Origin of the sequence: Catenulispora sp. GP43, from assembly GCF_041260665.1 — a bacterium.
In the GTDB taxonomy this organism is placed as follows: Bacteria; Actinomycetota; Actinomycetes; order Streptomycetales; family Catenulisporaceae; genus Catenulispora.
This window is the reverse complement of record NZ_JBGCCT010000018.1, coordinates 65,821-78,573: the sequence shown is the minus strand read 5'-3', so window position 1 is coordinate 78,573 and position 12,753 is coordinate 65,821. Positions and strand designations below refer to the sequence as shown.

Sequence of the window (12,753 nt, the reverse complement as noted above, 5' to 3'; positions counted from 1 at the left end):
CGCCATCCTCCTCGCGAAAGCAGCCGCCATTCGGGTGAAGTCGATACGCTCTTCGTCGTCTCGCCCGACGTGCGGGAACCATTCGCCACACCGGATCAGCGCGCCGCATGCGTCGGCGGCTTCACCGCATCGCGTGCGCTGACAATCTGGCTGCGCAGCGCGCCCAGAGCATCGTTGTAGATCTCTGAGAAGGTCGGGAACGGCTGGATCACATCGCGCAGCACGTCGATCGGGACCCGGGCGCGGATGGCGAGCGTGGCTTGCTGGAGCCATTCGCCGGCCTCCGGACCGAGCGCGTAAGCGCCGGTCAACACCTCGCCATCGCTGAGCAGCGTCAGGAAGCCGTTCGACTTCGCGTAAGCGTGCGTGTACGTGGCCGTCTTGGCCACCTCGGACACCGGCGCCGTCGCGCTGAACCGATCCTCGTGCACGCCCACCGAGGCCGCCTGCGGGTCGGTGTAGACGGCGTCCGGGATGGCCTCGTAGTGCGCTTCCCGCGTCTCACCCAGGAGGTTCGAGGCGATCACCTCGGCCTGGTACTTGCCGACATGGGTGAGCATCCGCACGCCTGTGACGTCGCCCAGCGCCCACAACCGCTCCCCGGCACGCAGGCGCGCGTCCACCTCGATGCCATGCCGGCCTGCCTTGACGCCGGCCGTGTCCAGGCCCTCAGGCAGCCGCGGACGACGCCCGGTGGCCACCAGGAGATGGTCACCGCGCAGTTCACGGCCGTCTTCAAGAGACAACACGTAGTCCTCGCCCTGCCGCCTCGCGCCGGTCGCGTGCACGCCGAGATGCAACTCGATGCCGTCCTCCCGCAGGACGTCGCCGAGTGCCTCGCCCAACGGCTCGGGCTCGTGGGACAGCAGGTGGGAAGCTCCCTCGACGAGCGCCACCTCGCCGCCGAGCCGGCGTACGGCCTGGGCCATCTCGACGCCGACGGGTCCGCCGCCGAGTATCAGCAGGCGCCGCGGAACGGTCTTCATGCCGGTGACCTCGCGGTTCGTCCAGATGCCCGGGAGCTCGCGCAGGCCCGGGACCGGCGGGACCACGGCGTCCGAACCTGTGGCCACGACCACGTCGTGGGCAGTGTGGCGCCGGCCATCTACCTCCACCACACCCGTTCCTGCGAGGCGGCCGGTACCGCGCAGCAGGTCCACGCCCTTGTTCGCCAGCCAGTCGGCCTGCCCGCCGTCGGAATAGCCGGAGACGATGAAATCGCGCCAATCAAGCGCTGCCTGCACGTCGACCTCCGCGGTCGCGCCCGCGTCCCGCGCGTGCCGCACCGCCTCGCCCGGACGCAGTAGCGACTTGGACGGGATGCACGCGTAGTAGGAGCACTCGCCGCCAACAAGGTCCCGCTCGACCAGGGCGACGTGCAGGCCTCCGTCGGCAAGGGCTCCCACGCAGTGCTCTCCCGGCGCACCGCCGCCTATCACGATGACGTCGTACGAAAGGTCCGCCATGATCTGCCTCCCGCCCGGCTCGGGCCCGGCGCCCAGATCGTCGTCGATCACCGAGGAGTGCCCTTGAACACAACTCACCATATGCCGGGCTTCAGATCGGGCAACTTGTGGCGCCGAATGTTCTGACGCGGCCACGGACGACTGTCCCGATGCGCACGATCGTGCGTGCGTCTACGGTGGAATCCGGCAAACAACATAAAGCCACAGAACTAGTAAGAAAGGGCGGCTCAATGGATCGGGATGTCCGCATCAGGGCCGCTATCGAGGAACACTGGCGAGCATCAGAACTCGGGGATATCGAGGCCGAACACGCGGTCTACGCCCCGGACGCGGTTCTCGACTACCCGCAGTCAGGTGAGCGTTTCCATGGCCGCGAGGCGATCGCGGCGCAACGCGGTGGACACCCGGCAAACCGCCATTTCACAGTCCTGCGAATCACCGGCGTCGGGGATCTGTGGGTGAGCGAGTGTGTCATCACGTACGACGGCGTGCCCAGCTACTCGGTGAGCGTCATGGAATTCGGCGATGAGCACGTGGCCCACGAGACACAGTACTTCGCCGACCCCTTCGGTGCGCCTGAATGGCGAACCGAACTCGCGGAGCCGATGCCAGGCAGAACCATCACGAAGGCCTCGGTCCGGCGCACGTGAGGAGACCCGATGACGGCCACGACCACACTCGCTCCGGCCGCACCCGTTCTGGAGCCGGCCGCGAAGCGGCTGGCCGAGGAGACCGACCCGCATCCGCGCATCTACGAGATGGCGTTGGACCAGGCCAGGGCCATGTTCGATCAGCTGCAGTCGGGCGCCGGCGTGGCGAAGCCCGAGATCGACGAGGAGTGGGTGGAGGTGGACGCCGGCGAGTGGGGGACCGTCCGTGCCCGCGTCGTCCGGCCGAAGAACGCGACCGGCACGCTGCCGGTGTTCATGTACATCCACGGGGGCGGTTGGGTACTCGGTGACAGCCGCACCCACGACCGGCTGGTGCGCGAGTTGGCAGTCGGCTCCGGCGCGGCGGCGGTGTTCCCCGCCTACGACCTGGCGCCCGAGGCGAAGTACCCGACCCAGGTCGAGCAGAACTACGCGGTCGCCCGATGGATCATGCGCGAAGGCGCCAGGCACAGGCTGGACGCCTCCCGGTTCGCGGTGTGCGGGGACTCCTCCGGCGGCGGTATGGCCGCGGTGCTTGCTCTGATGGCCAAGGAGCGCGGTGACGTGCGCCTCGCAGCCCAGGTCCTGCTCTACCCGACGGTGGACGCGAATTTCGAGACCGCCTCGTACCAGCAGTTCGCCGACCACTACTACAACACGCGCGAGGCGATGATGTGGTTCTGGGATCAGTACACGAGCGATCCCGCACAGCGCGCCGAGCCGTACGCCTCCCCGCTGCGCGCCGGCCTTGAGCAGATGCGCGGCCTGCCGACGACCCTCGTGATCACCGACGAGGCCGACCCGCTGCGCGACGAGGGCGAAGCGTATGCGGCCAAGCTGCGTGAAGCCGGAGTGGATGTCACCGCGGTGCGGGTCCTCGGGATGGTGCACGACTTCCTGATGCTCGACAGCCTGCGCGACTCCAACGCCACCACCCTCGCCCGCCGCCTGGCCGTCGACGCACTCAAGACCGCACTGCGCGATCCACCTCGAGCCGACGACCCGGAGCGCTGACAAGCGGCGCGCCACCCCAGACCGGCACACGAACCGTGACGATCCACCAGGAGCGAGAATGACCGGCACGACCGACACCGCTTCCGCCCAGCACGACCCGGTACTTCTCGGCCAGACCGTCGTCCTGATCGGCGGCAGCTCCGGGATCGGTTTCCAGACCGCTCGGCGCGCCCGAGCCGAGGGCGCCGAAGTCATCCTCACCGGCCGCGACCCGGACCGGCTCAAGCAGGCGGCGGACGAAGTCGGCGCGCGAAAGACGGCAGCCTTCGACGCCACCGACACCGCGGCCCTGAAGATGTTCTTCCAAGACCTGCCGGGATCGATCGACCATGTGATGGTGACGGCCGGGGGCCCGCACTACGGCCCGCTGTTCGAGATGGACTCGGAGCAGCTGCGGGACTCTCTCGCCGGCCACGTGGAGCTGGGACTCGAGGTCGCACGCAACGCGGTCGGCAGGATGCGGCCCGGGGGCACGCTGATCTTCATGGGCGACTCCGGCTCGCGCCGCGTCGCACCCGGCGTCGGTATCGCCTCCGCCGTCAGCGCCGTGATGCCCCCGTTCGTCGCCGCGCTCGCCCTGGAGATCGCACCGGCCCGCGTCAACGCCATCGCCCCGGGCTTTGTCGACACGCCGCTGTCAGCGTCAGTACTCGCAGACCACCTCGACGCGCGCCGGACCGAACTCACCGCGAAGCTCCCGATCGGCCGCGTCGTGACCCCCGCCGACGTCGCCGCCCTCGCAGTCCACCTCATGGCCAACACCGCGCTCACCGGAGCCACCTACGACATCGACGGCGGCCAGCAGCTCGTGTTCTGACGTCCGCGCCACTACGTCGGCGCGACAGCCCGTTCTTTCAGAGATCGCGGCGTTTTCACGGCTATTCTGCGTATACGGGCGGTAATATCTGTCTCAAGCTGCGGTCGCCAGCCGGATGAGACAAGCCAGTGGAGGTGTCAGATGGTCGAGCTCCCGCCGCCCCTCGATGGGATTCTGCTGGGACACTTCATCGTCTCGGACGACATCGAGCGCTCTCGGCGCTTCTACACCGAGGTGCTCGGCGGCACCACGATCTTCGACGGAGTGCCGACCGTCGTCGCCCTGTCCAACACCTGGATCGTCATCAACACCGGTGGCGGTCCGACCGACGACAAGCCGACGGTCACCCTGGAGACCCCGCGCGACCCCGACCGGGTCAGCAGCTTCCTGAATTTCCGGGTCAAGGACATCGAGGCCGTGTACGCCGAGTGGAGCGCCCGCGGTGGTCAGTTCCTGACGCCGCCGAAGCAGCACCCGTACGAGACCCGCTGCTACATCCGCGATCCCGACGGCCACCTGATCGAGGTGGGGCAGACCACCGACCCGAAGGGGGACTGGTCGCCCGCTTTCCCCTCGCCGGCCTAGCACTACTGGTCCAGCGCAGTCGTCTGGACGGTCGTGCTGAGTTTGGAGACCTGGTAGTGCGCGATTCTGTTGCCCTCGGATGAGCTGACCGCGATCACAGCGAGGAACACCGGCAACGGCGACCGGTCGGTGAAGGAGAATTCGACGCTGAGATAGCCCAGGACCAGGTCGGGAGCGAGGTTGCGGGTCTGGAGGATGTGGTAGTCGGCTGTCATCCCGAGCGGCTGCGAGGCGTAGTAGTCGGCGACACCTTGCCGCCCGACGGTGTAGGGGTGCAGGCCCTGGAAGATGGCGTCGTCGGTGAAGACGTCGGCGACCTGCTGGGGTTCGTGCGCGTCCACCGCGGCCTTCCACCGCTCCAGGACGTCGCGCAGTATCAGTTCGTCACCGGCTTTGCTGCTGTCGTCCATGGATCCTCCTGTGCGCCTGTCGCGAATCGCGTCCGCGGTGTATCAGAAACCGGCGCTCTGGCCGCCGTCGACGTGCAGGATCTCGCCGGTGACGAACGAGGCCTGTTCCAGGTACATGACCGCCTCGACGACGTCGTCGATCTCACCCATCCGTCCCAAGGGGTGCAGTGCGGCCAGTTTGCCGCCCGGGTCGTCGGGATTCATCGGGGTGCGGATGACGCCGAGCGAGACGGCGTTGGCGCGGATGCCGCGGGCCGCGTATTCGATGGCCAGTTCCCTGGTGACCGCGACGAGGCCGCCCTTGGTCAGCGAGGCGAGTGCTGTGGGGATGCGCGCGTTGGCGCGGTCGACCAGCGACGTGGAAACGCAAAGCACGTGCCCGCCGTCACCGCCGGCGAGCATCGCGGGGATGGCACTGCGCGTGATGTCGAAGAAGCCGCGCAGATTGACGCCGGTCACCAGGTCGTAGTCGGCGTCGGTGTAGTCGGCGAACGGCTTCTCGATGTACACGCCGGCGTTGTTCACCAGTGAGTCGATCCGGCCGAACCGATCCATCGCCTTCTCGACGATCCCGGCACCGGTCCCGGGCTGCGACAGGTCGCCGGAAATCGTGAGGACGTCCGGATCCTCGGACGCCGCGATGGATCGGGCGACGGCGGCGAGCGCGTACCCCCGTTTGCGGTACGCATCTGCGATGGCCGCACCAATGCCACGCGATGCACCGGTGACGATGACGACCTTCTTCGTCATGCTCATGTGGTTGTCCAAACTCGAAGCCGGGGACGGTGTCTCAGGCGGAGCGAGCCGCCTGATCAACGCTGATACGCCAGCTTGGTGGACCGGTTCCTCCACGTTACGTCCCGGTTGCCTGCGGCGCCGCCCGGACGCCCTCCGGATGCGGTCGGCGGCGCTCCGTACCAGGCTGGGCTGAAGGGCGGGAGTCTGAGGAGAGGCGGCAATCCCGTGCGTTCCGACATCGTCCCCGGTGGGACGTTCCCCGATTATGCGCTGCCCGACCACACCGGCACCGTCCGCACGCTGAGCGAGCTCCAAGGCCGGGACCCGTTGATCCTGACGCTCGCACGCGGCAACTACTGTCCCAAAGAGCACCGGCAGCACCTTGAGCTGGCCGAGAACTACGCGAAGATCGCGGTGGCGTATACCCAGATGGCCACCATAGCCACCGACGACCATCACACATTGCAAGAGTTCCGCGCCTCTGTGGGTGCCCAGTGGCCTTTCCTGTCCGACCCCGAGCGGACCGTCCAGCAGGATCTGGACATACAGGAGTACACCGACCCCGAGCACAACCCGATGATTCCGCACACGCTTGTGCTCAAGCCGGGGCTGGTCATCCACAGCGTCTACAACGGCTACTGGTTCTGGGGGCGCCCGTCGTTCGACGAACTGTGGCAGGACCTGCGTACGGCGACTGCCGAGATCCGCCCGGACTGGGATCTGAGCACCCCGGGGCTGCGCGAGGCCTGGGACGCCGGAGACTACTCGAAATTCCACGGGTGGGACCGGCGGTCCCCTGACTCGGCGCCGACCTCGTACGTCGAGGCGAGCAAGGGGTGAGCGCGATGCCCACACCGGTGTGCGAGTTACTGGGGATCGAGCAGCCGATCGTTCTGGCGCCCATGGTCGCCGTTCCGCCACTGGCCGCGGCGGTATCGAACGCCGGCGGGCTCGGCATGGTGACGCTGACGTGGTCGGAAGACGTCGGAGCCGTCGTTCGTGCGACGGCGGCGCTGACCGAGCGCCCGTTTTGCGGCAACCTTGTGCTCACCGAAGATCGTCACCATCGCCTCGACCAGGCTCTGGAGGCCGGTTTGCGGATCGTGTCGTTCTTCTTGGGCGATCCCGGCGGCTACGTCGAGCAGGTCCACGACGCCGGGGGGATCGTCATGCACACGGTCGGCACGGCTGAGGAGGCGCGGCGGGCAGTCGCGTCCGGCGTGGACGTGGTCGTCGCGCAGGGCTGGGAGGCCGGCGGGCACGTGTGGGGCAGCGTCGCGACGCTGCCGCTGGTGCCGGCTGTGGTGGACGCGGTGGCGCCGGTTCCGGTGATCGCGGCCGGCGGGATCGGTGACGCCCGGGGTGTCGCGGCGGTGCTGGCACTGGGTGCCCAGGCCGCGTGGCTGGGCACCCGGTTCCTGCTGGCTGAGGAGATGCCGATCCACGAGGACTACCGGCGCCGGCTGATCGCCGCTTCCGAGACCGATCCGCAGCGGTACGCCAACCTGTACTCGGTCGGCTGGCCCGACTCTCCTCACCGTGCGCTCCGCAACTCGACCTCCGACACGTGGCAGGCCGCTGGCCGCCCGCCGCTCGCGCAGCGGCCAGGAGTGGGTGACGTGATCGCACACTTGGCCTCCGGCGAACCGATCGTGCGCTACGAGCCGGCACCGCCGATGGCCGGGACCACCGGTGACATCGAAGCTCTCTCGATGTGGGCCGGACAGAGCGTCGCCCTCGCGAAGAGATCACAGCCGGCGGCGGAGATCGTGGCCGAGCTCTCCTCTCACCTGTAGGACCGCTGCAACTCGGCCAAGACGTTTGACCTGGTAATTCAGGTCGTTCTGGTTTGTCAGCGCCAGCCGTCTTCGGTCAAATCAACGGCTTCGACGGGCCCCCAGCTGCCTTGCTGGTAGATGGTGGGAGCGCCCTTGGGATCGAGGAGATCGCCGACGATGCGCCAGGACTCCTCGACCATGTCCATCCGGGTGAAGCGTCGCGGGTCGCCGCTGACCGCATCGGCGAGTACGAGTTCGTAGGCCGCCGTGCCGCTTCCGGTCAGGTGGGTGAAGTCGACCGCGGCCGAGACGTGATCGACGATCTCCGCGTCGCCCTCGTGTTGGGCGAGCAGATCGAAGATGACGCCGGCGTCGGGGCTGATCCGCAGGCGGATGAGGTTCGGCCCCGTCGCCTGCGCGCAGGCCGTGTGAAAGTAGCCGAACGGAGCTCTGCGCAGTTCGACGACGATCTCGGTCGTCGAGGCGGGCAGAGCTTTGCCGGTCCGCAGGGTGAACGGCACGCCGGCCCAGCGGTCGGTGTCGACGAAGGTGCGCAGCGCGGCGTACGTCTCGGTGGTCGACCCCGGCCGGACGCCATGGACGTCCGTGTAGCCCTCGTACTGGCCGCGCACGTACTCGTCGGGTTGAACGGTGCGCACGGCCTTGAGAGCACGGACACGCTCATCGAGGATGTCGGCGGCCGCGCCGGTGCGAGGGGCTTCCATGATCAGGTAGGCGAGCATCTGGAGCATGTGGTTCTGTACGACGTCGCGCACCGCACCGGCGCCGTCGTAGAAGCCGCCACGGTCGGCCACGTCGAAGTCCTCGGCCATGGTGATCTGCACGCCGCGCACGTGGTGCCGGTGCATGATCTCGCTGAGCAGGGTGTTGGCGAAGCGGATCGTCAGCAGGTCCTCGATGGCGTCCTTCCCGAGATAGTGGTCGACACGACGGAGCCGTTCCTCGGGGAAGTGCTCGCTGAGCTCCACTTGCAGCGTGCGCGCAGACTCGAGGTCACGGCCGAACGGCTTCTCCACGATCAATCTGGCCTGGTCGGCGAGTCCCGCTTCCGCGAGGCGTGCGGCGACCTTGGCGTACAGGCCAGGCGGGATGGCCAGGTAGTGCGCGAGGAAACGGCTTCCGCGAGTCTGCTCGGCAATCGAGCGGAAGCTGACGGGGTCGTCGTAGTCGACGCGCGCCACGCGCAGTAGATCGCCGAAGCGTGAGAAGGCGTCCTCGTCGACCTCGCCGTGAGCCGCGACGGCGTCGTGCGCGTGTTCGCGCAGACGCCCGATGGTCCAGTCGCCGCGGGTGACGCCGACGACGGGCACGTCCAGCGATTGCTTGCGGACGAGTTCGTAGAGCGCGGGCAGCAGCATCTTCTTGGCGAGATCGCCGGTGATGCCGAACAGCACGAGCGCGTCGGCGGCCCGCGTGGCGTTCGCTACGGGCTGGGTCGGTCCGCTGTCCTGCTCCGCCGAGTCTCGCGTGGATCCGCTCATGTTTCAAAGCTATTCGGCGGATCGGGGCGCGAACCTGATATCGGTGTCCGGCTGCGGCATCCGGGTGATATCGCACGTTCGGCGGTCACGAGGGGCGGACGAGACGGCGCGAGAGCAGCCATGTTCTTCGACGCCGAGGGCCCCATATGCTGTTGACCAGCACAGACGAGTCAGCGGGACACTCGCAGGTTCGCGTAGAACAAGTACGTCTCGTACGTATCCCAGATCGAACCACAGAAAAACACATCGGTACCAGACGACCGCGGGTGAATCATCGGCGCATAGATATTGAACTGACGGTCCGGCATGATCGGCAATTTGACCGACCACGGGCCGGTTGGCCTTGCCGCGTACTGGAACACCGTGGTTCTCCGCGAGTCGTCGTGGTACATGATGTAGAACAAGTCCAGCAGGTCGTCGTACCGTGCCGACATTTCGCCGACAGGGCCCTGAATCAGAACCCCGACCTGTGTCTCGTCAGAGACCCACGCCGTACCGGTCCAGTACTGATATTGTGCCTTGTCGATGATGCCGGCCTCAGGAACACGCAGCAGATGAATGTTCCCGGCGCGGTCCGACTCCGTGGTGAACCGATACACATAGCCGTCGCCGCATGAAGCGAAAGTCGACTGCTGGAATGGGTCGGTCAGTCGAGCGTTCTGGTTCCAGGAACACCCGTACTCGCGAGTCCACGTCTTACCGCCGTCCGTGGACATCGCAGTGCCGCCGGCGTTCGTCTGCGACTGATCTGTGTGATTCTTCGCGAACGCCACATAAGACAGGTAGTCGTTGCCGTTGACGTTGATACCGCCCGTGGGCACCAAGCCGTCTTCGCTGTCGGAGAACAATGGGATGATCGGAGTACGATCACCGTTCGAGTCGACATTGAAGTCATCGAACCTGATTCCGTTGATCAGGTCGATGTTCGACGAGCGGCCGAGCGCGTTCGGCCGCCAATCCGTACCCGTTGGTCCGGCAAAAGCGGGCGTACAAGTCTTGAAATTGTCCCCGAACACGTGAAACGTGGTGCCCTCGCGGTTGTCCCACATGCAGCCGAGGTCGGCAGCACCCATGCCGTACTTCGCGGTATTCGTGCCGTACCTGGCATGACCGGATGGGGCGAACCCGGGATTCGGGCCGGTCACCTGCTGGATCCGAACCGGGGGCTTGAAGCCCAGCTTCACAGCTCTATCCGTTCGTGCGCATTCAACAACACATCGGTGGCATCCACCACGACGTCGAACCGTGGATGGACCCCGCGGGCTCGAAAATACGAAGGTGTCTTTGACCATGGGTTTGCCGATTCCGATCGTTGCACCGAGATCATTGCCTGATACGGATGGTCTGCAACGTTACCCGCCACGTCTTGACGGCGACGTCGAGTTCGAGGCTGTGAGAGGGCTACCGTGAGGATCACTGCAGCCCTCTGCGAGGCCATGGGATTTCCACAGACTGTCGGTCGGTGACCGGCTACTGGAGCCTGTCGTTGCTGATCACCGCACGGGGGTTCACGAGGGGAGCGAGCTGAGTGGCAGCCGTGTCGGCGGACGCGTCAGTCGCCTGGGCCCCACGAGGCGCAGCGGTCCGGTGCGGGTGTCCCGCGTCGCGCGCGCACCCCTGGCGCAGGCTGATGGCCACGTCGAAGTTGGTCCCGGAGATGTCGCGGGCGCCGCCGACAATGTACACCGGTGCGGGCGCATCGGTCTGGGTGCCATTCCCCACCTGCCCGACCAGGTTGTAGCCCCAGGCGTAGACGTCCCCTCCCCTGGTGATGCCGTATGACGTCGCACCGCTGGTGGCGATCTTCGTGAATCGCAGGCCGGCGGGCAGCGGGACACGCACGGGCGAGGGCTGGTTGTCCGTGGTTCCGGTGCCGAGCTGGTAGTTGCTTCCATCGCCCCAGGCGTAGAGGTCGCCGCGGTCGAGCAGGGCGAGGGTCTGGCCGTTGCCCGGCAGTGATCCGCCCTGGAACACCTCGCGAACGCGGCCGGGCAGCGTGACCTTGAGCGGGACGTTGGAGGACCCGCCGGTCGTGCCCTGACCGAGCTGGCCCTGGACGTTGTAGCCCCAGTTGTAGTAGCTGCCGTCGGCCAGCAGGGCGCCGGAGTTGGTCCAGGCCGCGACCAGCCGGGTGACCTTCGCGCCGGCGGGCAGTTTGACCGCCACAGGGGTGGAGCTCGCCGTATTGGTCCCGTCGCCGAGCTCGCCGAAGAGGTTGGCACCGCACGCGACCGCGTGCCCGTGGGAAAGGTAGGTCGCGTGTCCGGCCGCTCCGGCCACGTCGGTGACGTCGGTGAGCGGGAGCTTGACCGGGACGAGCTGCGGGGCCTGGGTCCCGAGGCAGAGCGCGTCGCCGAAGGGGTTGGTGCCCCAGCCCCAGACGTTGCCGTCGGTGTCGATGGCCAGGCCCTCGTTATACGGATCGACGTCGTCTGGGATCGAGGCGATCTTCACGCCGGGCGGGAAGTCGACCTTCACCGCCGTGTCCACCGAGTCCGAGGTTCCGCCGTTGCCGAGCTGGCCGTCCGCGCCCCTACCCCACGCGTACACGCTTCCGTCGGTCAACAACGCGTACACGGCCGAGTTGGACGTCCCGATCTGCTTGACCGGCCCAGGCAGGTAAACCGGGAACGGCGTGGTTTGCGCCGGACTGCTGCCCGACGTATCGGCGAACGAGCCCCAGTACTTGACGGTTGAGGAGGGCGAGCTTGCGGCATCAGCAGCGGCCGACACGGCCGACGCAGTAAGCACGGCCAGCGAGCACAACCCCAGCAGTGCCGGATGCGACACCCATCGCGAACAGCTGGCGACCTTCCGAAGTCCATGTTTCATGGCGCCAGATTAGAGACGGCGCGCACCGCGCCCAGGTACCCCGACCTCGGCGTTTGAGTGAATCCCTAAGTCATCTGATACCCCTGGCTCGAGCCCGCCACCAGGACCGCCGCCTTCCTGGTCACAGACCTGCGGCGACCGCAGCTCAGCAGTTGTTGATCACCCATGTGGATCTGGTGGCCGTACGGCAACCCCGCATCCGACCGCTTTCCGAGCCCGCTGTCGTCAGCGTTCGGTGCGGACCAGGGGGAGGAAGATGTCATCGACGATCTCCTCGATGCCGTCGTCGGGCATCGGCTGGAACGTCGTGAAGACGTGGTGGCGTAGGAGATCCACCGGGAGCGAGCGCACCCGCGGCGTGAGCCGTGCCGCGTCGGCTTCGCCGCGGGCGACGGCCGCGTCGAGGATGTGGTCGAGCGTGGAGTCCTCGCCGCTCAACAACACGTCGCGCAGGTCGGCCAGGGTGTTGCCGGTCTCCTGGTAGTAGCCGCCGAGCTGGACGCCCAGGACGGTTGCGACGTCCAGGCGGGAGTTGTTGAGGCCGTGCATCAGGGCCGTGAGATCTCCGCGCAGACTTCCGGTGTCGGGTTGCGGGGAGGGCTGGGCCGAGCCGATGAACGCGATGGTCGCGAGCACCAGGTCGTGCCGGCTGGGCCAGCGTCGGGCGAGGACCGGACGGCTGGTGCCGGCCCGGCTGGCCACGGCCCCCAGGGTGAATCCGGCGTAGCCGTTCTCGCGTAACACAGTCCACGACGCTTCGAGTACTGCGTCTTCCAGTGCGGCGCCGTGCCGACGCCGTGCCGGATGGGCTTCCTCGGCGATCACACACGGAGTCTAACAGCGCCGGTCGCGCCGGTTTCCTCAACACCTAAGATGCGGACCCGCATCTTATGGGAGTAGCGTCCGGACCTGTTCGGTTGTTCGGCTGTTCGTCGGCGGGGCGCGGGCGCTCCGCGAAGCA

General features: G+C 67.3%; 13 protein-coding genes. 6 read left to right on the top strand and 7 right to left on the bottom strand.

Going from position 1 to position 12,753, the window contains the following annotated elements:
* Nucleotides 1–95: 95 nt before the first annotated feature.
* On the bottom strand, nucleotides 96–1,466 hold the full coding sequence (locus tag ABH926_RS31470; protein WP_370369521.1) for an NAD(P)/FAD-dependent oxidoreductase: 1,371 nt from the start codon (nucleotides 1,464–1,466) through the stop codon (nucleotides 96–98).
* A gap of 230 nt (nucleotides 1,467–1,696) precedes the next feature.
* On the opposite strand from ABH926_RS31470, the gene ABH926_RS31465 reads away from it, so the two are divergent.
* The 4 genes from ABH926_RS31465 (at nucleotide 1,697) to ABH926_RS31450 (ending at nucleotide 4,532) form a co-directional block, all read left to right on the top strand.
* Nucleotides 1,697–2,116, top strand: coding sequence for a nuclear transport factor 2 family protein (locus ABH926_RS31465; protein WP_370369695.1), 420 nt, complete (start codon nucleotides 1,697–1,699; stop codon nucleotides 2,114–2,116).
* Nucleotides 2,117–2,125: 9 nt separating this feature from the next.
* Entirely contained in the window at nucleotides 2,126–3,130 is a 1,005-nt protein-coding gene (locus ABH926_RS31460; RefSeq protein WP_370369520.1) for an alpha/beta hydrolase, read from the top strand.
* Nucleotides 3,131–3,188: 58 nt separating this feature from the next.
* Entirely contained in the window at nucleotides 3,189–3,947 is a 759-nt protein-coding gene (locus tag ABH926_RS31455; protein ID WP_370369519.1) for an SDR family oxidoreductase, read from the top strand.
* 141 nt (nucleotides 3,948–4,088) lie between these two features.
* Complete coding sequence (locus ABH926_RS31450) at nucleotides 4,089–4,532, top strand: VOC family protein (RefSeq protein WP_370369518.1); 444 nt, start codon at nucleotides 4,089–4,091, stop codon at nucleotides 4,530–4,532.
* A gap of 2 nt (nucleotides 4,533–4,534) precedes the next feature.
* Here the strand turns inward: ABH926_RS31450 and ABH926_RS31445 are convergent, their stop codons facing one another.
* A complete protein-coding gene (locus ABH926_RS31445; RefSeq protein WP_370369517.1) occupies nucleotides 4,535–4,942 on the bottom strand; it encodes a nuclear transport factor 2 family protein in 408 nt (135 codons plus the stop codon).
* A 42-nt stretch (nucleotides 4,943–4,984) separates the two neighbouring features.
* Nucleotides 4,985–5,698 (bottom strand): SDR family NAD(P)-dependent oxidoreductase, encoded by a 714-nt coding sequence (locus ABH926_RS31440; protein ID WP_370369516.1) that lies wholly within the window; start codon nucleotides 5,696–5,698, stop codon nucleotides 4,985–4,987.
* Between the two features lie 207 nt (nucleotides 5,699–5,905).
* Here ABH926_RS31440 and ABH926_RS31435 point away from each other — a divergent pair, with 207 nt between their 5' ends.
* Together ABH926_RS31435 and ABH926_RS31430 are read left to right on the top strand one after the other, a co-directional pair.
* Nucleotides 5,906–6,520: a peroxiredoxin family protein gene (locus ABH926_RS31435; RefSeq protein ID WP_370369515.1), complete on the top strand. Its 615-nt coding sequence runs from the start codon at nucleotides 5,906–5,908 to the stop codon at nucleotides 6,518–6,520.
* Nucleotides 6,521–6,525: 5 nt separating this feature from the next.
* Complete coding sequence (locus ABH926_RS31430; RefSeq protein WP_370369514.1) at nucleotides 6,526–7,476, top strand: NAD(P)H-dependent flavin oxidoreductase; 951 nt, start codon at nucleotides 6,526–6,528, stop codon at nucleotides 7,474–7,476.
* Nucleotides 7,477–7,532: 56 nt separating this feature from the next.
* Here the strand turns inward: ABH926_RS31430 and zwf are convergent, their stop codons facing one another.
* From zwf to ABH926_RS31410, 4 genes are all read right to left on the bottom strand, one after another.
* Nucleotides 7,533–8,960, bottom strand: a complete 1,428-nt coding sequence (zwf, locus tag ABH926_RS31425) for a glucose-6-phosphate dehydrogenase (protein WP_370369513.1) — start codon at nucleotides 8,958–8,960, stop codon at nucleotides 7,533–7,535.
* A 170-nt stretch (nucleotides 8,961–9,130) separates the two neighbouring features.
* The gene (locus tag ABH926_RS31420; RefSeq protein ID WP_370369512.1) at nucleotides 9,131–10,144 is read right to left on the bottom strand and encodes a DUF4185 domain-containing protein; all 1,014 of its coding nucleotides are present in this window, start codon (nucleotides 10,142–10,144) and stop codon (nucleotides 9,131–9,133) included.
* A 286-nt stretch (nucleotides 10,145–10,430) separates the two neighbouring features.
* A complete protein-coding gene (locus ABH926_RS31415; RefSeq protein WP_370369511.1) occupies nucleotides 10,431–11,792 on the bottom strand; it encodes an RCC1 domain-containing protein in 1,362 nt (453 codons plus the stop codon).
* A gap of 225 nt (nucleotides 11,793–12,017) precedes the next feature.
* Nucleotides 12,018–12,617 (bottom strand): TetR/AcrR family transcriptional regulator, encoded by a 600-nt coding sequence (locus ABH926_RS31410; RefSeq protein WP_370369510.1) that lies wholly within the window; start codon nucleotides 12,615–12,617, stop codon nucleotides 12,018–12,020.
* Between the last annotated feature and the right edge of the window lie 136 nt (nucleotides 12,618–12,753).